This is a genomic window from Kineococcus sp. TRM81007, assembly GCF_022669155.1.
Taxonomy (GTDB): domain Bacteria; phylum Actinomycetota; class Actinomycetes; order Actinomycetales; family Kineococcaceae; genus Kineococcus.
The window spans coordinates 25,716-47,136 of sequence record NZ_JALBVB010000024.1 but is presented as its reverse complement, the minus strand read 5'-3'; the positions used below and the strand labels follow the sequence as shown (position 1 = coordinate 47,136).

Sequence of the window (21,421 nt, the reverse complement as noted above, 5' to 3'; positions counted from 1 at the left end):
GGACGATGACGAACGACGCGACACCCCCGGGCGAGACGTCCCGCGTGCCCGAGGTCCGCTCGGTCGACCCCGGGTCGGTGCACGTGCTGTACGAGCCGCGCGCCACGCGCGTGGTGCTGACCGGTGAGATCGACGCCGAGCTGGGCCCGGACCTCCTCGAGGCCGCGGAGGACGCCCTGTCCTCCGGCCGCCCCCTGCAGGTGGACGCGCACCACGTCACCTTCATGGACTCCACGGGGCTGGCGTTCCTGGCCCGCCTCGCCTCCCGTTCGCGCGGCCGCCGCGTGACGCTGATCCGGCCGCCCGCGGTGGTGAAGTTCCTCATCGAGACCACGAACATCGTGCAGCTGCTCGACGTCGTCGACGAGGAACCGCGCCCGGTCGCCGGCACCGGCACCGGCACCGGCACCGAGGCTCAGGACGACGGGCCCGAGCCGGCCTGAGGCCTCCGCCCGCCCCCGGGGGTCGCCCTGGCGGGTGGGGAGGGGTGCTGGTCGCCGGGCCACGCGGACCCGCACTGCTCCGGTCGGCACGGACGACGTGCGCGCGGCCCGGCCCCCGCGGGGTCCGGGCCGTTCTCACGTCCTCCCCGCCACCCACCCGGTCACGGCGGACGGCACGCGGACGGCCCGGGNGGGCCCCGCGGGGCCCGGGCCGTCCGGGGTGTCACTTCAGGCGGCGGCCGGCGCTGCGGAGGGACTGTGCGGCCTCGACGACCCGGGCGGCCATGCCCGTCTCGGCGACCTTGCCCCAGGTGCGGGGGTCGTACGTCTTCTTGTTGCCGACCTCGCCGTCCACCTTGAGGACGCCGTCGTAGTTGCGGAAGAAGTGGTCGACGACCGGGCGCGTGAAGGCGTACTGGGTGTCGGTGTCGACGTTCATCTTCACGACGCCGTAGTCGACGGCGGCGGCGATCTCCTCGGGCAGGGAACCGGAGCCGCCGTGGAAGACGAGGTCGAACGGCTTGTCCTTGCCGACCTCGGCACCGACCTGCTCCTGGATCTCCTTGAGGATCTCCGGGCGCAGCTTGACGCCGCCGGGCTTGTAGACGCCGTGGACGTTGCCGAAGGTCAGCGCCGTCAGGTAGCGGCCCTTCTCGCCGCTGCCGAGGGCGCGCACGGTGGCCATCGCGTCCTCGACGGTGGTGTAGAGCTTGTCGTTGATCTCGTTGGCGACGCCGTCCTCCTCGCCGCCGACGACGCCGATCTCCACCTCGAGGACGATCCTGGCGGCGGCGGCCTGGGCGAGCAGCTCCTCGGCGATCTGCAGGTTCTCGTCGAGGGGAACGGCCGAGCCGTCCCACATGTGGGACTGGAACAGCGGCTCACGGCCGCCGTCGACGCGCTCCTGGGAGATCGCCAGCAACGGGCGCACGAACCCGTCGAGCCTGTCCTTCGGGCAGTGGTCGGTGTGCAGGGCGATGTTGACGTCGTACGCCTTGGCGACGTGGTGGGCGTACTCGGCCAGCGCCTGCGCGCCCAGGACCATGTCCTTGACGGTGGTGCCGGAGAGGAACTCGGCGCCACCGGTGGAGACCTGGACGATGCCGTCGCTCTCGGCCTCGGCGAAGCCGCGGATGGCGGCGTTCAGCGTCAGCGAGGAGGAGACGTTGATGGCCGGGTAGGCGAAGGACCCTGCCTTCGCGCGGTCGAGCATCTCGGCGTAGACGTCCGGGGTGGCGATGGGCATGGCGACTCCTCGTCGTTGCGGCTCTGGCGCCCCGATCCTTCCACGAGGGGGCCGGGGCGGGGCAGGTGTGTCGCGGAGGTGTGCATCACCCCGTCCCGAGGTGCCGGGCGCTCCCGCGCGGACCGTCCCGAGGTGCCGGGCGCGCGCGGCGGTGCCAGCGTGGGGGCATGAGCGAGACGCAGCTGCAGGGGAAGAAGGTCGCCTTCCTGGTGGCCACGGAGGGCATCGAGCAGGCCGAGCTGACGGAGCCGTGGAAGGCCGTGCAGGAGGCCGGTGGACAGCCGGTGCTGATCTCCACGAAGCCGGGGCAGGTGCAGGCGTTCGAGCACCTGACCGCGGCGGACACCTTCGACGTGGACGTCGTCGTCTTCGACGCCACCGTGGGCGACTACGACGCGCTGGTGCTGCCCGGCGGGGTCGCGAACCCGGACGCGCTGCGCACGAGCGGGGAGGCGGTGGCGTTCGTGGGGCAGTTCGCGGCGTCGAGCAAGCCGATCGCGGCGATCTGCCACGCCCCGTGGACGCTGGTGGAGGCCGACGTGGTGCGCGGGCGGCGGATGACGTCGTGGCCGAGCCTGGCCACGGACCTGCGCAACGCGGGCGCGGAGTGGGTGGACGAGCAGGTCGTCGTGGACACCTCCGGCCCCGGTCCCCTGATCACCAGCCGCAAGCCGGACGACCTGGAGGCGTTCTCGAAGACGCTGCTGGAGCACCTGGCGGGAGCGGGCGCGTGAGCGAGGTCCGCATCGGCTACACGTGCATGTCGGAGCAGTCCGACCCGCGCTGGCTGGTGCGCGACGCCGCGGCGGCGGAGGAGGCCGGTTTCGACCTGGTCGTCTTCTCCGACCACTACTCGCCGTGGCTGACGTCGCAGGGGCACGCCCCGTACGCGTGGAGCGTGCTGGGCGCCGTCACCCAGGTCACCTCCCGCGTGGAGCTGATGAGCTACGTGACGTGCCCGACGATGCGGTACCACCCGGCGGTGGTGGCGCAGAAGGCGGCGACCGTGGGCCTGCTGTCGGAGGGCCGCTTCACCCTCGGGCTGGGTTCGGGCGAGAACCTCAACGAGCACGTCGTGGGGCACGGCTGGCCGGCCGTGGAGGAGCGCCACGACATGCTCGTGGAGGCGCTGGAGATCATCTCCACGCTGTTCGACGGGGACCTGCTCAGCTACGCCGGCGAGCACTTCCGGGTGGACTCGGCGCGCCTGTGGGACCGCCCGCCGCAGCGGGTGCCGATCGCGGTGGGGGTCTCGGGCGAGAAGTCGTGCTCGCGGTTCGCGCCGCTGGCCGACCACCTGATCGCCGTGGAACCGGACCCCTCGCTGGGGCCGATGTGGGACGAGGCTCGCGACCCGGCGCAGGCCGCGACGAGCCGCCGGATCGGGCAGATGCCGGTGTCGTGGGACGCGGACCGGGACGCGGCGGTGGAGCGGGCGCACGAGCAGTTCCGCTGGTTCGCGGGCGGCTGGAAGGTGAACGCGGACCTGCCGACCACGGCGGGTTTCTCGGGTGCCACCCAGTTCGTCCGGCCGGAGGACGTGGCGCAGCAGATCCCGTGCGGGAACGACGTGGACGCGATCGTGGAGGCGGCGAGCGCCTACTTCGAGGCGGGGTTCACGGACCTGGCGCTGGTGCAGGTGGGCGGTGAGCACCAGGAGGACTTCCTGCGCGCGGCGCAGTCGGAGATCGTCCCGGCCCTGCGCGAGGCCGCGGCGTCCCAGGACCCCTCCCCCAGCTGACCCCTCCCGGCCCCCGACCCCTCCCCCTCCGTGATCCTGCACGCGTGAACGCTCGACCGGGCGAGATCACGGAGGGGTGGGGAGGTCAGGCGCGGCGCCAGCGCAGGGTGGCGATCTGGAACGGGCGCAGCTCCAGGACGGCGGCGTCCGGGCGGGCCTCGCGCAGGGCGCGCGGCTGCTCGGCGTCCCGCTCCAGCAGGTCCGTCTCGGTCACCGCGGCCGCGGCGAATGACGGCCGCACCGTGGCCCGCGCCCGCCCGCCGTGCGCCTCGTAGAGCCGGACGACGACGTCGCCGCTGCGGTCCTCGGCGAGCTTGACCGCCTCCACGACCACGCCGGCGCCCTCCACCGCGAACAGCGGGTCGACCGGTCCCTCGCCGCGCACCTCGCGCAGCGGCAGGTTCAGCCGGTACCCCTCGCGCACCGCGTCGGGGATCCCCGCGCCGACGAGCAACGAGGTGCGCAGGACGTGCCGGCCCTGGTCGGCGTCCGGGTCCGGGAACAGCGGGGCGCGCAGCAGCGACAGCCGCACGGTCGTCGTCGTGCCGCCGTCGGGCCGCGTCGTGCGGCCGGTGTCGTGCCCGTAGGTGGAGTCGTTCGCCACAGCCACGCCGTAACCGCTCTCCCCCACGTGCACCCAGCGGTGCGCGCACGTCTCGAACCGCGCCGCGTCCCAGGAGGTGTTCGCGTGGGTGGGGCGCAGGACGTGCCCGAACTGGATCTCGGAGGCGGCCCGGTCGGCGTGCACGTCCAGCGGGAAGGCGAGCTTGAGCAGCTTCTGCCGCTCGTGCCAGTCGACGTCGAAGGACAGCTCCACCGCGGCGGCACCCGCCGCGAGCGAGACCACCTGCTCCACGCGCGAGTCCCCGAAGCGCCGCACGACGCGCACGGCGACGCGCTCCCCGGACTCCTCCACCAGCTCGACGGACTCCGCCGCGACGAGGTCGGTGGTGTGCCGGCGGTAGTGCTCGTCGACGTCCCAGGCGTCCCACTGGGTGGGGGTGTCGCGGTGCAGCTGCAGCAGGCCGCCGTGGGCGCCGGGGGCCAGCACCTCCCGGTCGGCGGCCAGGTCGAGGACGGAGGAGAGCAGCCCGTCGCGGTCGACGGCGACGCGGACCCGGTCGTTCTCCAGCACGAACCCGCCGTCGGCGGACGACGCCCGGGCGGCCCCGCCCCGCTGCGGCGCGGCCGCCCCCAGAGCGGCGACGCCGTGCCGGGGGAACGGCGAGGCGTTGAAGGCGACCGCGTCGTCCCCCGCACCGGCCAGCTCCCCCAGCGAGGTGCCGATGAGCTCCTCCAGCTCCGCGGCCACCTCGGCGTAGCGGGCCTCGGCCTCCCGGTGCACCCACGCGATCGAGGAGCCGGGCAGGATGTCGTGGAACTGCTGCAGCAGCACCACCCGCCACAGCCGCTCCAGCGCCTCGTAGGGGTAGTCCGCGCCGCGCTGCACGTGCGCGGCGGTCGCCCACAGCTCCGCCTCGCGCAGCAGGTGCTCGCTGCGGCGGTTGCCGCGCTTGGTGCGCGCCTGCGAGGTGTAGGTGCCGCGGTGGAACTCCAGGTACACCTCACCGCTCCACACCGGCGGGTCGGGGTACTCGGCCTCGGCGCGCCGGAAGAAGTCGTGCGGCCCGGCCACCTCCACGACCGGTGAGCCCTCCAGCGAGCGGGTGCGCGCCGCGGCGGCGAGCATCTCGCGGGTGGGGCCGCCACCGCCGTCGCCGTACCCGAAGGGCAGCAGGGAGCTGCGCGCCCGCCCCTTCTCGGCGAACTGCCGCTCGGCTCGGGCCAGGTCCTCCCCGCCCAGGTCGGAGTTGTAGGTGTCCGCCGGCGGGAAGTGGGTGAAGATGCGGGTGCCGTCGACGCCCTCCCACGCGAACGTGTGGTGCGGCATCCGGTTCACCTCGTTCCACGACGGCTTCTGCGTGAGGAACCAGCGGGCACCCGCCGCCACCGCGATCTGCGGCAGTGCGGCGGTGTAGCCGAACGAGTCCGGCAGCCACACGTCGAGCGGCTCGACCCCGAACTCCTCGGCGAAGAACCGCTTGCCCGCGACGAACTGGCGGGCCAGGGCCTCCCCGCCGGGCATGTTAGTGTCCGACTCGACCCACATGCCGCCCACGGGCACGAAGCGACCCTCGGCGACGCGCTTCTTGATCCGCTCGAACAGCTCCGGCTGGGCGTCGCGCACCCACGCGTACTGCTGCGCCGAGGAGCAGGCGAACACCAGGTCCGGGTCCTCGTCCATCAGCGCCAGCACGTTGGAGAACGTGCGGGCGCACTTGCGCGCCGTCTCCCGCGTCGGCCACAGCCACGCGGAGTCGATGTGGGCGTGCCCGACGGCGGTGACGCGGTGCGCGCTCGCGGAGGCGGGCTGGGCCAGCACCCCGGCGAGCGCGGCACGGCCGGCGTGCGCGGTGCCCGCCACGTCCCACGGGTCGACGGCGTCGACGGCGTCGTCCAGGGCGCGCAGCACCTCGGCGCGCCGGGTGGACGACTCGGGGAGCTGGGCGAGCAGCCCGCGCAGCGTCCACACGTCCTGCTGCAGCTCCCACACCTCGACGTCGAGCTCGGCGAGGTGGGCGCCCGCGAACCGGTACAGCGGCTCGGTGCCGGCCGTGGCCGGGTCGCCGAGGCGCGTGGGGGTGGCGAACACGCCGTCGCCGGAGACGTCGGGGTTCGACGAGGCCTCCAGCAGGACGTCCACCGCACCGTCCGCGCCCGTCACCGCGGCCAGCGGCAGGTACCGGTTGCGCGGGTGCAGGCCCTTCACCACGGTCCCGTCCGGGCGGTAGGCGGTGGCCTCGGCCTGGAAACCGGGCTGGACGTCGGAGTAGCCGAGGTCCACGACGACCTCCGCCCGGGTGCCGTCACCGCCGAAGCCCTCCGGGGGGCGACCGGTCAGGCGGAACCACGTCGTGCCCCACGGCCGGCCCCACGCCGTGCCGGGCGCGAAGGTCTCGTAGCGCGCGGCGGCCGCCTCGGCGAACGGCACCGGTTCGCCCGGCGCCACCCACGCCGTGACCTCCAGCGGCACGCGGCTGCGGTAGGTCGCCGGTTCGAGGCGCTCGCGGACGAAGCGCTCCACGCGCATCTCGACGAGGGCGGGGTTGACGTGCACGGGGCGGCTCCTGGGGCGGTTCGGAGTGGGATCGCGGTCGGGGTGGCGAGGCGGCGGCCGTTCGAGCGTGTCAGCCCTTGACGGAGCCCGCCAGGGCGAACGAGCCACCGGCCAGGCGCTGGACGAGCAGGTACAGGACCAGCACGGGCGTGGCGTAGAGGATGGAGAAGGCGGCGAGCTGGCCGTAGGCGACGGCACCGTTGGTGCCGAAGAAGGTGTAGATCGAGACGGCAGCCGGCTGCCGGGCGGGGTCGAGCAGCAGCACGAACGGGACGAAGAAGTTCCCCCACGCCTGGGTGAACACGAAGATGAACACCACCGCGATGCCGGGCCGCATGAGCGGCACGACGATGCGGCGCAGCGCGGTCATGGCGCTGGCACCGTCCACCCAGGCGGCCTCCTCCAGCGACACGGGCACGCTGTCCATGAAGTTCTTCAGCATCCACACCGCCATGGGCAGGGACGTGGCGGCGAGGAAGAGGACCGTGCCGGTGAGGGAGTCCAGCATCCCCAGGGCGACGAACAGCGCGTACACCGGCACCATGATCGCCGTGATGGGCAGGCAGCTGCCGAAGAGGATGACGTAGAGGAAGGAACGGTTGAAGCGCATCCGGTACCGGGAGAGCGGGTAGGCGGCCAGCGTGGCGACGGCGACCGTGACGAGCGCGGCGCCGCCGGAGACGACGAGGGAGTTCCACAGCGGCAGCAGCGTGAGCTCGTAGGTGAGGACGTCGCGGAAGTTCTGCAGCGTGGGGGCTTCGGGCAGCGAGACCGACACGGTGGCGTCGCCGTCGAGGGAGGCGAGCACGATCCAGGCCAGCGGCACGAGGAACGCGACACCCACGACGAGCAGGGCGAGGTTGGCGGCGATGCTCGCACCGCGCGGGTGCGGTGAGGTGACGCGCAGGCGGGGGCGCACCGGCGCCGCGGGCGCCACCGCGACGGGCGCGGCAGCCCGGGTTCCTGCTCCTGCACCGGCCATCAGTCCACCTCCGGCTTGAGCACGCGGACGTACACGGCGGCGAACACGGCGCCGACGACGAGGGTGACGACGGCGATCGCGGTGCCGTAGCCGACCTGGGCGAACTTGAACGCCTCCTGGAACGCCAGCACCGGCAGCGTGGAGCTCTGCGTGCCGGGGCCGCCGCCGGTCATGACCCAGATGAGGGTGAAGACCCCGAGGGTCTGCAGGGTGGTGAGCATGAGGTTCGTGGAGACGGACCGCCGGATCATCGGCAGGGTGATGCGGAAGAACCGCTGCGCACCGCTCGCCCCGTCCAGGGCCGCGGCCTCCGCCACGTCGGGCGGGACCTCGGACAGCGCCGCGCCGTAGACCATCATCGAGAAGGCGGTGCCGCGCCAGACGTTGGCGAGGACCACCGCCATCATCGGGAAGGACACCAGCCACGCGGTGCCGCCGGCGCCCACGGCGCCGAGCGCGGCGTTGAGCGTGCCGTCGGTGGAGAAGAACGCGTAGAGGGTGAACGCCGCGACGATCTCGGGCAGGACCCAGGCGGTGACGACGAGAGCGCTCACGACGGACCGCAGCGGCCCCCGGGCGGCCCGCAGCAGCAGGGCGATCCCCATGCCGAGCACGTTCTGCCCCACCACGGCCGAGGCGAGGACGAAGAACAGCGTCAGCCACGCCGACCGCCAGAACTCGGCGCTGCCCACGAGCTGCACGTAGTTGTCGAGGCCGACGAACTCCGGGTCGGCCGCGCGGTAGCCGGTGAGGGCGGCGTTCGTGAGGGAGCCGTACAGCGCGTACGCGATGGGCCCGGCGAGGAACACCAGCATGAGCGCGCAGGCCGGCAGCAGCGGCGCCAGCTTCAGCAGCGTGGCGGACCCGCGCCGGGCGGGGGTCCGCTCCGCCCGGCGCGGGCCGTGGGTGGTGACGGCGGTCGTCACGCTCAGCTCGCCGCCTGCGTGCGGTCCTCGCCGACGATGCCGACGAGTCCCTCGTCGTAGGCGGCGGCGGCCTCCTCCGGGGTCTGGCTGCCGGTGGCGACGGCCTCGGCGGCGACCTGGATGTTCGCGGAGATCTGCGAGTAGTCCGGGGTGGCGGGCCGGAAGTTCGTCACCGGGACGAGGGAGGAGAAGAACTCGAAGGACGGGTTGTAGTCCAGGTACGCCGGGTCCTGGGCGACGTCCTCGCGCACCGCGATCTGGCTGTTCTCGGTGTCGTACTTGAGCGCGTTCTCGCGGTTGAGGGCGACCGTGATGAAGTCGAACGCGGCTTGCGGGTCGGCGGCGTTCGCGCCGACCGAGAGCAGCCAGCCGCCGGACATCGAGGTCCGGCCAGGCTCCTGCCCGTTCTGCGTGGGCATGGCCGCGATGCCCATGGTCTGCTCCCACTCCGGCCACTCGTTCTCCCCGGTGATCCACGCCCCGGGCAGCCAGGAGCCGTCGATCGCCATGGCCAGGCGGCCCTGCGGGAGCAGCTCGGTGCTGACCCGACTGCCGAGCGCGGCGTCCAGCACCAGCGAGGTCTCCGGCCCCAGGCCCTCGGAGAACACGGTGTCGTAGAACCCGAGGGAGTCGCGGAAGCCCTGCGACCCGGTGATCCACTTCTGGCTCTCGGCGTCGTACAGCTCGTCGCCGGTGCCGTACAGGAGCATCTCGAACCCCTGCATCGAGGTGGCCTCGCCGGCCGCCCGGCCGGCGTAGATGTTCAGCGGGATGACGTCGGGGACGCGCTCCTTGACGGTGCGGGCGGCGTCGAGCACGTCGTCCCACGTGGTCGGCTGCCAGTCGGTGGGCAGGCCGGCCTGCTCGAAGATCTGCTTGTTGAAGTAGATGCCGCGGGTGTCGGTGCCCATGGACACGCCGTAGGTCTTGCCGTCGTCGCCTAGGCCGGCCTCCTTGGCGGTGTCGTCGAACTGCGGCCAGTCCTCCCACTCGGCGAGCATGTCGTCGATGGGTGCGAGGTACCCGGCGGCCGCGTCGGAGCGGACCTGGAAGCTGTCCTCGTAGATGACGTCGGGTGCCGTGGAGGCCGAGCGGTTCATCAGTGCGAGCTTGGTGAAGTACTGGTCCTGCTCGGCCTCGATGGGGACCAGTTCGACGGTCTTCCCCTCGTTCGCCGCCTCGTACTCGGTCTTGGCCTTCTCGAGGACGTCCTCGAGCTGGGTGAACTGCGCCGTGCGCTGGTAGGCGACGCGGATGGTCCCGTCGTCGTCGCCACCGGTGCTCGATCCCCCGCACGCGGCGAGCGCGAGGGTGGCGGCCGCGGTGCTCGCGGCCGCTGCGAGGAAGTGCCGTCTGCGCGCCATGGTGCTCCTCCGCATCCCACGGGGGTCGTCGTCGACCCACCACGCAGTATGTAAATCAATTGGACTTGCTCCCGTCAAGAGCTGACGAGCAGCACCGACGACCGGGGGCTGAACGCGTCGTCGAGCACCAGGCACGCGGCCCCGACGGCCGCCACGTCGCGGCCCACCCGGGTGCCGCGGATCTGCACCGCGTGCAACGGCGCGGCGACCTCCTGGGCGCGCACCAGGGTCGGCACGACCTCCAGGAAGCGCCGCTCCAGCCGCGGCCACAGCGGCCCCCCGAAGACCACGAGGTCCAGGTCCAGGAGGTTCTGCACCCCGGAGACGGCGCGCGCCACGCGGGCGGCCGCGGCGTCCACGACCGCGACGGCCGCGGGCACCCCCTCGTCGGCGAGCCGGCACACCTCCCCCAGGGCGCGGTCGACGGCGAGCTCGTCGTCCAGCGGCCACGGCCCCAGCCCGGCCGCCTGCGCCTGCAGCACCAGCGAGCGCGGCGCGTTGCGCTCGCCCAGGCAGCCGCGCTGCCCGCACTCGCACAACGGCCCCTCCCCGTCCGCGGCCAGGTGCCCCACCTCGCCGGCGTTGCCGGAGGCCCCGCGCAGCACCTCCCCGCGCAGCACGAGCCCGGCGCCGATGCCCGTGCCGAGGTAGAAGAACGCGAAGCTGCCCGTCGGCCCGGCACCGCCCGCCCACATCTCGGCGACGGCGGCGGCGACGACGTCCTTGTCGAGCAGCACGGGCAGGCCGGTGGCCTCGGCGAGCGCCGCGCGCACCGGCACGCGCGCCCACCCGGGCAGGTTCGGTGCCCCCACCACGTCCCCGGCCGCCCCGTCCACGGGCCCCGGCGCCGCGACACCCAGGCCCGCCAGCCGGTCACCCGGCACCCCGGACGCCTCGACGGTGGCGGCCACCTCAGCCGCCATCAGCGCCAGGGTCTCCGCCGGCGGTGCCCCCGGCACCAGCGGGGCGTCGGAGCGGGCGACGACCCCGCCGCGCAGGTCGAGCACGACGGTGGTGACCACGACCGGGTCCAGGTGGACGCCGACGGCGTAGCGCCCGGACGGTGCCAGCTGGAGGATGGTCCGGGGTTTGCCGGGGCCGCCACCCTGCTTGCCGGCCTCGACGACGAGCCCCTGCTCCAGCAGGTGCCGGCAGATGTTGGAGACCGTCTGCGCCGACAGGCCCGTCAGGGCGGCGAGCTCCACGCGGCTGAGGCCCTCGGCGTGCCGGCGCACGGCGTCCAGGACGACGACCCGGTTGTAGTCGCCGACGCGGGGCAGGTTCGAGCCGCGGCGCACCGCGGCGGGACGGGGGGGTGCTGCCACCGCGTCAGCGTGCCACGGCCGGGAGGCGGTCGAGCGCACCCGCGCCCCGGCCCGGAGGTGCCGGGGGTGCAGCAGGCTGTACCTGCGGCGGGGTAGCCAGCGTCATCGACGGCCCCGGCGCGCCCGCCTAGCGTCTGTGCCACCCCGGACGCCCAGCGCCGCGGAACCACCACCGAGAGGGACGAGGCCCCATGCCCAGCACCACCGTCGGCACCGAGAACAGCGCTCCGGTCGAACTGCACTACGAGGACCACGGCACCGGCCAGCCCGTCGTGCTCATCCACGGGTACCCCCTGGACGGGGACTCGTGGGAGAAGCAGCAGCCGGCGCTGCTGGAGGCCGGCTACCGCGTCATCACCTACGACCGGCGCGGTTTCGGCCGCTCCAGCAGGCCCACCACCGGCTACGACTACGACACCTTCGCCGCCGACCTGGACGCGCTGCTGACCGCCCTGGACCTGCGCGACGTCGTGCTCGTGGGTTTCTCCATGGGTTCCGGCGAGGTGACGCGCTACCTGGGGCGCTACGGCTCCGAGCGGGTGGCGAAGGTCGCGCTGCTGGCCTCGCTGCAGCCGTTCCTGCTGAAGACCGACGACAACCCCACCGGGGTGGACGGGGCCGTCTTCGAGGGGATCCTGAGCGCCGTCACCGCCGACCGCTACGCGTACTTCGAGGGCTTCCTCGCGGACTTCTACAACCTCGACCGGACGCTGGGCGAGCGGATCAGCCAGGCCGCGGTGGACGCCAGCCGGGCGGTGGCCGTCGCCTCCTCGCCGCACGCCGCCTCCGCGTGCGTGCCGACGTGGCTCACCGACTTCCGCGAGGACCTGCTGAAGTTCGACGTGCCGGTGCTGGTCCTGCACGGCACCGAGGACCGGATCCTGCCGATCGACGCCACCGCGCGCCAGACGCTGCGGCAGCTGCCCTCGGCGACGTACGTGGAGGTCGAGGGCGCTCCGCACGGGCTGCTGTGGACCCACCACCGGGAGGTGACCGAGGCGCTGCTGGAGTTCCTGGGCGAGCCGGCGCCGACCGCCTGAACGGCGCGCGGGTGTCCGCGCCGTGCTCCGCCGCGGTGGCTCGACAACGCCGCAGCGGGGCCGGGAGCATGCCGGCGTGGACGACGCGCTGACCGCGACCGGCCGCTGGCAGGGGCACCTGCGCGGCTTCCGGTTCCTCGTGGACGGCACCGGCACCGCGCTGGCGGCCGGTGCCCTGCTGGTGGCGCTGGCCGTCTGCGCGGCCCTGGTCGTCACCTGGCCCCTGGTGCCGCGCCTGCTGCGCGCGGTCGGCGCGCTGGCCGAGTTCGAGCGGCGGCGCACCGGGCGCCACCTGGGGCACCCGCCGTCGGCCCACGGCACGCTGCCTGCTCCCGCGGTGCGCCGCGACCTCGGCTGGCTGGTGCTGCACGCCACCGCCGGCACGCTGGCCGGGGTCGCCGCCCTGAGCGCACCGATCGGGCTCGTGCAGAACCTCGCGCTGGCCGCCGCGTGGCCGTTGTTCCCCGGCACCGTCTCCACGCTGAACACACCGGTGGCCTCGTGGGGGCAGGCGGGCCTGACGGTCCTGATCGCCGCCGGGTACGCCGCCGCCGGCGTCCTCGTCGTCCCGCCCCTGGCGCACGGGTACCTGCGCCTGAACGCCGCCCGCCTGGCGCCGCCGCCCGCGGCGCTGGCCCGGCGGCTGGCGCAGGTCACCGCCACCAGGGCGGCCGCCGTCGACGCGCACGCCGTGGAGCTGCGGCGCATCGAGCGCGACCTGCACGACGGCGTCCAGAACCGGGTCGTGGCCGTGGCGATGCACCTGGGCATCGCCGAGCGCGCCCTCGAGCGCGACCCCGCCGCGGCGCTGCCCGTGGTCCTGGCGGCGCGCACGGCCGCCGAGGAGGCGCTGGCGGACCTGCGGGACGTGGTGCGCAGCATCTACCCGCCGGCCCTGGCCGACCGGGGCCTGGCCGGTTCCGTGGCCGGCCTGGCGGCGCACAGCCCCGTCCCGTGCAGCGTGCGGGAGGAGCCGTTGCCCCCCGTGGCGGCCGCCGTGGCCGCGGCCGCCTACTTCACCGTGGCCGAGGCGCTGACCAACACCGCCAAGCACGGCCGGGCCACGCGGGTGCGGGTGGACCTGCGCGCCGACGCGGGCCGGCTGGTGGTGGAGGTCCACGACGACGGCGCGGGGGGCGCCGACGAGCGCGCGGGCACCGGCCTGGACGGCGTCCGGCGCCGCGTCGAGGCGCTGGACGGCACGATGTCGCTGCACAGCCCGCCCGGGGGGCCCACCACGGTCCGCGTCACCCTGCCCGCGCAGGCGTGAGGAGCGCCCGCGCTCACCCCGACCGCCCCAGGTGGCGCAGCACGGCGGCGACGCGCCGGTCGCTGTCGTCGGTGGGTGCCAGGTCCAGCTTGGCGAAGATGGCGCGGACGTGCTTGTGGACGGCTCCCTCGGTGACGACCAGCCGCCGGGCGATCGCACCGTTGCCCAGCCCCTCCGCCATCAGGGCCAGCACCTCCCGCTCGCGCGGGCTGAGGCGTTCCAGGGCCCGGTCGGCGTGGACGCGGGTCAGCAGCTGCGCGACGACCTCCGGGTCGATCGCCGTGCCGCCCGCCACCACGCGCCGCAGGGCGTCGAGGAACTCCTGGACGTGGCCGACGCGCTCCTTGAGCAGGTACCCCAGCCCGCCCGCCCCGCCCACCAGCAGCTCGGTCGCGAACGCCTGCTCGACGCGGGCGGACAGCACCAGCACCGCCAGGCGGGGGTGGCGGCGGCGCGCCTCGACGGCGGCCAGGACCCCCTCGTCGGTGAAGGTGGGCGGCATGCGCACGTCGACGACGGCCACCTCGGGCCGGTGCGCGTCGACGGCCGCCAGGAACTCCGACGCGGTGCCGGTGGCGGCCACCACGTCGAGGGACTCCGCGCGCAGCAGCAGCGTCAGCCCCTCGCGCAGGAGCGCGTCGTCCTCAGCGATCACGATCCGCACGCGGCCCCCTCCCGCCCCCGGCCGCCTCCAGCAGCTCCAGCGCCTCGCGCGCCCAGTCCGCCCGCGCCCGGGCGGCGTGCCGGCCGGCCGAGACGGTCAGCAGGCGGAACACCCCGCGGGTGGCGAAGTCGGGTTCCCGCTCGATCTCGGCGCGCAGCTCGTCGTAGCGCTCGCAGGCGCGTTCCGCCCCGACCAGCGCCTCGGTGAGCCAGGTGCGCACGAGCGCGGGGTCGACGTGGTGGCCGAAGAACAGGCGCAGCAGGAGCGGGTCGCGCGGGGTGGGCGGCTGGAAGGGTTCGGCCAGGAGCTCGCGCAGGCGCTCCCGGCCGGCCGCGGTGAGGCGGAACACGTTGCCGGAGCGGCCGGTCGCCCGCTCGTCGCCGCGCTCGCGCTCGACCAGACCGGCCTCCTCCAGGGTGGACAGCGCGGGGTAGACCTGCCCGAAGCTCTCGCGCCAGAAGTGGCCGAGGGTCTGCACGATCTCGGCACGCAACCGGTAGCCCGTCATGGGTTCGATCGACAGCGCGCCGAGCACGGCCAGCTGCGTCTGGGAGGTCCTCGCCACCCCTTGAGGGTATCTGGCAGGAACACTATCTTTCAGGCATGTCCTCCAGCGCGCACGCGCTCCCGCACCCCGGCCGCACCACCACCGCCGCCTGCGCCCTCACCGGCGGCGTGGCCGCGTTCCAGGTCGCGCTCGCCGCAGGCGCCCCCTGGGGGGCGGCCGCCTGGGGGGGCGCGAACCCGGGCGTCCTGCCCACCGGGCTGCGCGCCGCCAGCGCCGGCTCGGCGGCCGTCTACGCGCTGCTGGCCGTGACGGTCGGCTCCTCGCTCGTGCCGCCGCACGCCCGGCGGCGGGTCCTCACCGGCGCCGCCGGCGTCACGGCCCTGGGGACGGCGCTGAACCTCGCCTCGCCCTCGCTCGTGGAGCGGGCGCTGTGGACGCCCGTGGCCGCCGCCCTGACCGTGCTGCTGTGGCGGGCGAGGCCGGCACCCGGGCGCTGAGCCGGGCGGTCCCCGCGCCCGTCAGGTGAACGTGACCACCCCGTCGTGCAGGTCGTAGGTGGCGCCCACGACGCGCAGGTGCCCGGCGCCGGCGGCCTCGGCCAGCAGCGGGTCCGCGGACAGCGCCAGCACGTCGCCGGCCACGTTGAGGCGCACGGCCTCGGAGAGGGCGTCCTCTGCGCCGGTGCCGGCGAGCGCCGACTCGGCGGCCGGGCGGATCGCCTCGACGAGCGAGTCGATCGCCGTGCCCGAGGGTGCGGAGCCCCGCTGGACCGCCTCCAGGGCGGCGCTCACCGCACCGCACCCCCCGTGCCCGAGGACCACCAGCAGCGGCACGTGCAGGTGCTCGACGGCGTACTGGACGCTGCCCAGGACGGGCGGTGCGAGGACCTGGCCCGCGGTGCGCACCACGAACAGGTCTCCCAGGTCCTGGTCGAACACCAGTTCCGGTGGAACCCGGGAATCGGCGCACGAGAGCACGGCCGCGAAGGGGTGCTGCCCCTCGGCGATCCGCAGGCGGTGCGCGGCGGTTCGGGTGGTGTGCTCCTCGGGGTGCGCGGCGAAGCGCGCGTTCCCCTCCCGCAGCAGTTCCAGCGCCTGCTCGGGGTCGGTGACCCGCTCCGGGCGCTCGCTCCCTCGGCTCGGCGCCACCGCCGCACCGCCGCTCGCGCAGGCGGTCAGCAGCGTGCCGCCGCCCAGCGCGGCTCCCCAGCGGAGCAGCCCGCGCCTGGTGGTCGTCTTGTCAGGGCCCGGTGCCGGCACCCCCGCCGGGCTCGTGCGGGCGTGTGCGGGCAGCACGGATCGTCGAGCGTTCATCGGTTCCCCCCCGGTGGTGGGGCGCGGCCCCCGCCGCGCTCCCGCGCGCTCCCCCCGGACCACGCGGCCGGAACGCTACTGCGAACGGGTGCCGCGCTCCACGGAATTACCGGTCCCTCCCGGCACCGGCGCGAACGGGCACCGCGGGCCGCGGCGGGACGCTCAGCTGCGCACGACGAACGGGTCCACCGACGCGCCGTCGCGCATCGAGCTCTTCTCGATCACCGAGAACTCCCCGTCCGCCTGCAGCACGACGGCTGCCACGCCCTCGAGCGAGCCCAAGCCGTTCTCGCGGGCGGCGGAGTGGATGTCGGCCTCGGTGAAGCGGTGCCGGCGCATCGTCTCGCGCACGAACTCGCCGTCGTGGAACAGCAGGACCGGGCTCGTCGCGACGAGCTTGTTCACGACGCCGGAGCGGTGGCGCAGGAACGCCATCACCCACTGCAGGACCACCAGCAGGGTGAAGACCACCAGGGCCGTGGCCAGCGAGGTGTCGCTCGAGGTGAGCACCCGGCCGAAGGCCGACCCCAGGGTCACCGTCAGGACGAAGTCGAACGGGGTCATCTTCGCCATGTTGCGGGGCCCGCTGATCCGCAGGATCCCCACGATCCAGACGTAGCCGAGCGTCCCGACGACCAGCGCCCGCACGATCGGGGCCCAGCCGTCCCACCAGAGCGTCACACCGTCCATGCCCGCCACCGTGCCACGGCGACCGGGCACCCGCGCGGTGGCCGGAGAGCCGCTCCCCGGCCACCGCGGACCGGTGACGACGTCCTCAACCCTGCCGCTGCAGCGCTTCCACGAGCAGTTCCGCCAGGTGCTTGGGCCGCACCCCGGCGAGGTTGTCGGACTGGGTGCGGCAGGAGTACCCGTCGGCCACGACCACCGCGCCCGGGTCCTGCTCGATGCCGCGCAGCGCCGGCAGGAGGGCGTGCTCGGCCACCTTCACCGACACGTCGTAGTGCCCGTCCTCCGCGCCGAAGTTCCCGGCCAGGCCGCAGCAGCCGGACAGGACCTGCGCGTCCACCCCGGCCTTGGCCAGCAGCGCGGCGTCGGGCGCGAAACCCATGACGGCGTGCTGGTGGCAGTGCGGCTGCACGACGGCCCGCACGTCCCCGTCCGGGTCCAGGCGCGGCGGGACCCAGTCCGGGCGCTGCTCGGTGATGAGCTCGGCGAGCGTCCTCACCCGGGTCTTCAGCGCGTGGGCGCGGGGATCGTCCGGCAGGAGTTCCGCGGCGTCCTCGCGCAGCAGCGCGGTGCAGGAGGGTTCCAGGCCGACGACCGGGGCGTCCGCGGGCAGGCCCGGCACGCTCAGCGCGTCCAGGGAGGCGCGCAACTGCTTCTTCGCGCCGTCGAGCTGGCCGGTGGAGACCCACGTCAGCCCGCAGCAGACCCGCTCGGTGGTGACGGAGACGTCGAAACCCAGGTGCTCCAGCAGCGTCACCGCGGCCTGCCCGACCTCCGGGGAGAAGTGCTCAGTGAAGGAGTCCACCCACAGCACGACCGGCTGCCCGCCGGTGCGCACGGGACGGCGCCCGAACCAGGCGCGGAACGTCTGCTCGGCGAACCTCGGCAGCGGCCGCTCCTGCGCGATGCCACCGACGCGCTTGGCCAGGGCAGCCAGCGCGGGCACGCCGGTGAGGGCGTTGACGAGCTTCGTCTCGAACCGGTGCAGCGTGGCCAGCCTCGACCAGCGCGGCAGCCAGCCGAGCAGGTAGTGGTTCATCGGCCGCAGCCGCCCGGCGTAGTGCTTGTCGAGGAACTCCGCCTTGTACGTGGGCATGTCCACGCCCGCCGGGCAGTCGGCGGTGCACCCCTTGCAGGACAGGCACAGGTCGAGGACGTCGTGGACCTCCTGCGCGCGCCAGCCGTCGGTGACGAGGGTGCCGTTGACCATCTCCTGCAGCAGCCGGGCGCGACCCCGGGTGGAGTCCTTCTCGTCGCCGGTGGCCAGGAAGCTGGGGCACATGACGCCGCCGGAGTCGGCGCGGCACTTGCCGACGCCCACGCAGCGGTGCACGGCGCGGGTCAGGTCGCCGGCGTCGTGGGAGTACGCGAACTTCAGCGGCATGCCGAGGGCGTGGGCGGGGCGGGCGGCGGGCACGCGCAGGTCGGCGTCCACCGGCGCCGGGCGCACGAGCACACCGGGGTTGAGCAGGTCGGCGGGGTCGAACGCGTGCTTGACCTCCTCGAACGCGGCGATGGAGTCCGCGTCGTACATCAGGGGCAGCAGCGCGCCGCGGGCGCGGCCGTCGCCGTGCTCACCGGAGAGGGAGCCACCGTGCGCGGCGACGAGGCGCGCGGCGTCCTCCAGGAACGCCTTCGTGCGCTGCGCACCGTCGCCGTCGTAGAGCGGGAAGTCGATGCGCACGTGGATGCAGCCGTCGCCGAAGTGGCCGTAGGCGAGGCCGTCGACGCCGTGGGAGGCCATCAGGGCGTCGAACTCGCGCAGGTAGGTGCCCAGCTTCTCCGGCGGGACGGCGGCGTCCTCCCAGCCGGGCCAGGCGGGCTGACCCTCCGGGGAGCGCCCGGCGAGACCGGCGCCGTCCTCGCGGATGCGCCACAGCTTGCGCGCGTCGGCGGCGGTGGGGATGACGACGGAGTCCAGCGCCGCGGAGTCGGCGACCATGGCGCGCGCGGCGGCCAGGGACTCCTCGGGGGTGTCCCCGCCCATCTCCACGAACAGCCAGCCGTCGCCGGTGGGCAGGCCGTCGACGGAGCCGCCGCGGCGCACCACGGCGTCGGCCAGGCGCCGGTCGATGCCCTCCACGGCCAGCGGGCGGTGGGTGAGCAGGGCGGGGGTGGCGTCGGCCGCCTCGTGCATGGAGCGGTAGCCGAGCACGACGAACGTGGTGGACGCCGACTGGCGCACGAGCCGCACGCGAGCGCGCAGGATCGTCGCCAGGGTGCCCTCGGAACCGGTGAGGAGGCGGGCCAGGGCGGTGCCGCGCGGACCACCGGTCTCGGGCAGCAGGTGCTCCAGCGCGTACCCGGACACCTGGCGGCCGAACGTGCCGAACCCCGTGCGGATGGTGGCGAGGTGGCGGCCGGCCACCGCCTCCAGCTCGCCGAGCAGGTCGGCGGGCGGGTCGTCCGTCCAGAACCGGCGCCCGTGCCCGTCCAGGACCTCCAGCGCGAGGACGTTGTGGCTGGTGCGGCCGTAGGCGAGGGCGTGCGAGCCGCAGGCGTCGTTGCCGATCATGCCGCCGACGGTGCAGCGGGCGTGGGTGGACGGGTCCGGGCCGAAGCGCAGCCCGTGCGGGGCGGCCTCGCGCTGCAGGTCGTCGAGGACCACCCCCGGCTCGATGAGCGCGGTGGCGCCCTCGGCGTCGACCTCCAGGACGCGGTTCAGGTGGCGGGAGAAGTCCAGGACGACACCGGTGCCCACCGCGTTGCCGGCCACGGACGTGCCCGCGCCGCGACTGGTGAAGGGCACGCCCAGCTCGCGGCAGACGGCGAAGACGGCTTCGACGTCCTCGGTGGAGCGGGGGAAGACGACGACCTGCGGCACGACGCGGTAGTTCGAGGCGTCGGAGGTGTACTCGGCGCGGCGGCGCGTGGAGGCGTCCACGACACCGTCGGCCGCCTCGGCGCCGAGCGCGGCGACGAGGCGCTGCACGAGGCGGTCGGCCCCGTCGGGGGTGGGGGCGGTGCCCGGGGCGGTGCCGGTCGCCGGGGCGGGGTCGGTCATCGTCACCGCTCCAGTGTGCCGCCTCGCACCGACGCTCCCGGCCACCCTCCCGGCGGCCGCGGCCCCGCGGGGGCTACCGGCACCGCCGCCGGCCGCGGGACGGTGGGGCGCACCCGACACCCCAGCCCCGGAGGCCGACGTGACCACCCGGACCGCTCCCCCGCTGCGCACCACCGACTCCGCCACCCCGCTGCCCCGGTGGGTGCGGGTGCTGGCCCGGGTGCACGGCGCCGCGGCGCGCGCGCTGTGCGCCCTCGTCCTCGTGCTGGTGGCGCTGGAGGTGCTGCCCGGACCGGGGCTGCCGCGGGCGCTGGACCCGCTCGTGGCACCGGTCCTTCTCGTGCTCGTGGTCCTCGCGGTGGTGCTGGCGAGGTTCGGCGGCGGTCCCCGGCCGCCCGCGCGCCTGGTCGGGCCCGTCGTCACCGGGCGCTGGCAGGCGCTGTCCACACCCGCCGACCGGGTGCCCAGCCACGGCACCCACGGCTACGGCCAGACCTACGCCGTGGACCTGCTGGCCGACCCGGCAGACGGTTCCCGGCCGCCGTTCACCGCCGGCGGGGGGTTCCTGCCGCCGCGGCGGTTCCCGGCGTTCGGCCGGCCCGTCCTGGCCGGTTCCGGTGGGCGGGTGGTCCGCGCCTCCGGCCGGGCCCGCGACCACCGCTCCCGCAACAGCTGGTTGGCGCTGCCGTTCCTGTTCCTGGAGGGCGCGCTGCGCGACCTGGTGAGCTGGCGGCTCGTCGTGGGCAACCACGTCGTCGTCGACCACGGCGACGGCAGCTTCGCCTGCTACGCGCACCTGCGCCGCGGTTCGCTGCGGGTGCGGCGCGGGGACGTGGTCGCCGCGGGCGACGTGCTGGGCGGGTGCGGGAACTCGGGGAACTCCAGCGAACCCCACCTGCACCTGCAGCTCATGGACCGCCCGAGCCCCGCCCTGGCCGCGGGGATCCCGTTCGCGTTCACGGGGACGGTCCTCGAACCCGCCCCGGGCGGCGGGCAGGACGACGGGCGCGGGGTGGTTCCCGGGCGCGGGCAGCGGTTCAGCGCCGGATGACGTCGTCCGGAGCGTGCTCGATGCGCTCGCCGGCGGTGCGCATGTGCGCGCGCATGGCCCGTTCGGCGGCGTCGGGGTCGCGGGCCGCGATGGCCTCGAACACCGCGCGGTGCTCGCGGCTGGCGACCTCGGCCTGCTCGCGGTCGCGCAGGTGCCGTTCCACCCACACGCGCAGCAGCGAGCGGATCGTCTGCAGCAGGTCACCGAGGGCGTCGTTGCCGGTGGACCGGCCGATCAGCCCGTGGAACATCGCGTCGGCGGCGACGAACGCCTCCAGGTCGTCGAGGTCGTCCTCCATGGCCTCGACGTGGCCGCGCAGCAGTTCCAGGTCCTCGTCGGTGATGCGCTGCGCCGCCAGGGAGGCGGCCTGGACCTCCAGGGCGCTGCGCACCTCGGACAGCTGCGCGGTGTGGTCACCGGCCAGCATGAGGCCCCAGCTGAGGGTCGTCGGCAGCAGTTCCGACATGCTGTCGCGGATGTAGGTGCCCGACCCCGGGCGCACGGTCACCAGCCCCAGGATCTCCAGGGCCGCGAGCGCTTCGCGCACCGCCGAGCGCCCGACCCCCAGCGACTCGGCCAGCTGGCGCTCCGGGGGCAGGCGGGACCCGGGCGGGAACTCCCCCGAGGCGAGGAACTCGGTGAGCTGGCGCGCGACCTCCGCCACGGCGGAACCGCGCGGGACCGCGGTCAGCGGCAACCGGGCCAGCGCGGGGTCGTCGGAGCGGAAGGAGGGCACCGG

19 protein-coding genes are annotated in these 21,421 nt (G+C 74.8%); 7 read left to right on the top strand and 12 right to left on the bottom strand.

The genetic code is table 11. The annotated features are described in order from the left end of the window. Positions 1-5 precede the first annotated feature (5 nt). Positions 6-443 carry an STAS domain-containing protein gene (locus tag MN205_RS01525; RefSeq protein WP_242123635.1) on the top strand — a complete coding sequence of 146 codons (438 nt, stop codon included), beginning with the start codon at positions 6-8 and terminating at the stop codon, positions 441-443. 223 nt (positions 444-666) lie between these two features. On the opposite strand, the gene fbaA is transcribed toward MN205_RS01525, so the two are convergent. After that, positions 667-1,689, bottom strand: coding sequence for a class II fructose-bisphosphate aldolase (gene fbaA / locus MN205_RS01520; protein ID WP_242123632.1), 1,023 nt, complete (start codon positions 1,687-1,689; stop codon positions 667-669). A 167-nt stretch (positions 1,690-1,856) separates the two neighbouring features. Here fbaA and MN205_RS01515 point away from each other — a divergent pair, with 167 nt between their 5' ends. Beyond that, the gene (locus MN205_RS01515; protein ID WP_242123630.1) at positions 1,857-2,423 is read left to right on the top strand and encodes a type 1 glutamine amidotransferase domain-containing protein; all 567 of its coding nucleotides are present in this window, start codon (positions 1,857-1,859) and stop codon (positions 2,421-2,423) included. Beyond that, positions 2,420-3,430 (top strand): TIGR03557 family F420-dependent LLM class oxidoreductase, encoded by a 1,011-nt coding sequence (locus MN205_RS01510; protein ID WP_242123628.1) that lies wholly within the window; start codon positions 2,420-2,422, stop codon positions 3,428-3,430. Before MN205_RS01515 ends, MN205_RS01510 begins: the two co-directional genes overlap by 4 nt. Positions 3,431-3,515: 85 nt before the next feature. On the opposite strand, the gene MN205_RS01505 is transcribed toward MN205_RS01510, so the two are convergent. The 5 genes from MN205_RS01505 to MN205_RS01485 form a co-directional block, all read right to left on the bottom strand. Continuing rightward, positions 3,516-6,548 carry a glycoside hydrolase family 38 C-terminal domain-containing protein gene (locus tag MN205_RS01505; RefSeq protein ID WP_242123626.1) on the bottom strand — a complete coding sequence of 1,011 codons (3,033 nt, stop codon included), beginning with the start codon at positions 6,546-6,548 and terminating at the stop codon, positions 3,516-3,518. A 70-nt stretch (positions 6,549-6,618) separates the two neighbouring features. Next, entirely contained in the window at positions 6,619-7,530 is a 912-nt protein-coding gene (locus MN205_RS01500) for a carbohydrate ABC transporter permease (RefSeq protein ID WP_242123624.1), read from the bottom strand. Next, positions 7,530-8,462, bottom strand: coding sequence for a carbohydrate ABC transporter permease (locus MN205_RS01495; protein WP_374115804.1), 933 nt, complete (start codon positions 8,460-8,462; stop codon positions 7,530-7,532). The genes MN205_RS01500 and MN205_RS01495 overlap by 1 nt, the downstream gene beginning before the upstream one ends. Continuing rightward, a complete protein-coding gene (locus tag MN205_RS01490) occupies positions 8,459-9,820 on the bottom strand; it encodes an extracellular solute-binding protein (RefSeq protein WP_242123619.1) in 1,362 nt (453 codons plus the stop codon). Before MN205_RS01490 ends, MN205_RS01495 begins: the two co-directional genes overlap by 4 nt. A 74-nt stretch (positions 9,821-9,894) precedes the next feature. Continuing rightward, positions 9,895-11,145, bottom strand: a complete 1,251-nt coding sequence (locus tag MN205_RS01485; RefSeq protein ID WP_242123617.1) for an ROK family transcriptional regulator — start codon at positions 11,143-11,145, stop codon at positions 9,895-9,897. Positions 11,146-11,336: 191 nt separating this feature from the next. Between MN205_RS01485 and MN205_RS01480 the strand changes: the two genes are divergently transcribed. Next, a complete protein-coding gene (locus tag MN205_RS01480) occupies positions 11,337-12,185 on the top strand; it encodes an alpha/beta fold hydrolase (protein WP_242123615.1) in 849 nt (282 codons plus the stop codon). A 76-nt stretch (positions 12,186-12,261) separates the two neighbouring features. Next, positions 12,262-13,455: a histidine kinase gene (locus MN205_RS01475; RefSeq protein ID WP_242123613.1), complete on the top strand. Its 1,194-nt coding sequence runs from the start codon at positions 12,262-12,264 to the stop codon at positions 13,453-13,455. Positions 13,456-13,468: 13 nt separating this feature from the next. On the opposite strand, the gene MN205_RS01470 is transcribed toward MN205_RS01475, so the two are convergent. Together MN205_RS01470 and MN205_RS01465 are read right to left on the bottom strand one after the other, a co-directional pair. Next, a complete protein-coding gene (locus MN205_RS01470) occupies positions 13,469-14,119 on the bottom strand; it encodes a response regulator transcription factor (protein ID WP_242123611.1) in 651 nt (216 codons plus the stop codon). Then, the gene (locus MN205_RS01465) at positions 14,100-14,684 is read right to left on the bottom strand and encodes a helix-turn-helix transcriptional regulator (RefSeq protein ID WP_242123609.1); all 585 of its coding nucleotides are present in this window, start codon (positions 14,682-14,684) and stop codon (positions 14,100-14,102) included. Before MN205_RS01465 ends, MN205_RS01470 begins: the two co-directional genes overlap by 20 nt. A gap of 38 nt (positions 14,685-14,722) precedes the next feature. On the opposite strand from MN205_RS01465, the gene MN205_RS01460 reads away from it, so the two are divergent. Then, positions 14,723-15,124: a hypothetical protein gene (locus MN205_RS01460; RefSeq protein WP_242123607.1), complete on the top strand. Its 402-nt coding sequence runs from the start codon at positions 14,723-14,725 to the stop codon at positions 15,122-15,124. Positions 15,125-15,145: 21 nt separating this feature from the next. Here the strand turns inward: MN205_RS01460 and MN205_RS01455 are convergent, their stop codons facing one another. The 3 genes from MN205_RS01455 to MN205_RS01445 all read right to left on the bottom strand — a co-directional run bounded on the left by MN205_RS01455 (position 15,146) and on the right by MN205_RS01445 (position 19,631). Beyond that, on the bottom strand, positions 15,146-15,922 hold the full coding sequence (locus MN205_RS01455) for a carbonic anhydrase (RefSeq protein WP_242123606.1): 777 nt from the start codon (positions 15,920-15,922) through the stop codon (positions 15,146-15,148). Between the two features lie 180 nt (positions 15,923-16,102). Then, the gene (locus tag MN205_RS01450) at positions 16,103-16,630 is read right to left on the bottom strand and encodes a DUF421 domain-containing protein (protein ID WP_242123604.1); all 528 of its coding nucleotides are present in this window, start codon (positions 16,628-16,630) and stop codon (positions 16,103-16,105) included. Positions 16,631-16,715: 85 nt separating this feature from the next. After that, entirely contained in the window at positions 16,716-19,631 is a 2,916-nt protein-coding gene (locus MN205_RS01445) for an FAD-binding and (Fe-S)-binding domain-containing protein (protein ID WP_242123716.1), read from the bottom strand. A 139-nt stretch (positions 19,632-19,770) separates the two neighbouring features. Here MN205_RS01445 and MN205_RS21410 point away from each other — a divergent pair, with 139 nt between their 5' ends. Beyond that, positions 19,771-20,682, top strand: a complete 912-nt coding sequence (locus MN205_RS21410; protein WP_242123602.1) for a M23 family metallopeptidase — start codon at positions 19,771-19,773, stop codon at positions 20,680-20,682. Here the strand turns inward: MN205_RS21410 and MN205_RS01435 are convergent. After that, positions 20,669-21,418, bottom strand: coding sequence for a FadR/GntR family transcriptional regulator (locus MN205_RS01435; protein WP_242123600.1), 750 nt, complete (start codon positions 21,416-21,418; stop codon positions 20,669-20,671). The genes MN205_RS21410 and MN205_RS01435 overlap by 14 nt on opposite strands. Between the last annotated feature and the right edge of the window lie 3 nt (positions 21,419-21,421).

Bases quoted from the DNA above. Each gene is read 5' to 3' on its own strand.
- MN205_RS01525 (WP_242123635.1), top strand. From the start codon at position 6: ATGACGAACGACGCGACACCCCCGGGCGAGACGTCCCGCGTGCCCGAG.
- fbaA (WP_242123632.1), bottom strand. From the start codon at position 1,689: ATGCCCATCGCCACCCCGGACGTCTACGCCGAGATGCTCGACCGCGCG.
- MN205_RS01515 (WP_242123630.1), top strand. From the start codon at position 1,857: ATGAGCGAGACGCAGCTGCAGGGGAAGAAGGTCGCCTTCCTGGTGGCC.
- MN205_RS01500 (WP_242123624.1), bottom strand. From the start codon at position 7,530: ATGGCCGGTGCAGGAGCAGGAACCCGGGCTGCCGCGCCCGTCGCGGTG.
- MN205_RS01490 (WP_242123619.1), bottom strand. From the start codon at position 9,820: ATGGCGCGCAGACGGCACTTCCTCGCAGCGGCCGCGAGCACCGCGGCC.
- MN205_RS01480 (WP_242123615.1), top strand. From the start codon at position 11,337: ATGCCCAGCACCACCGTCGGCACCGAGAACAGCGCTCCGGTCGAACTG.
- MN205_RS01460 (WP_242123607.1), top strand. From the start codon at position 14,723: ATGTCCTCCAGCGCGCACGCGCTCCCGCACCCCGGCCGCACCACCACC.
- MN205_RS01450 (WP_242123604.1), bottom strand. From the start codon at position 16,630: ATGGACGGTGTGACGCTCTGGTGGGACGGCTGGGCCCCGATCGTGCGG.
- MN205_RS01445 (WP_242123716.1), bottom strand. From the start codon at position 19,631: ATGACCGACCCCGCCCCGGCGACCGGCACCGCCCCGGGCACCGCCCCC.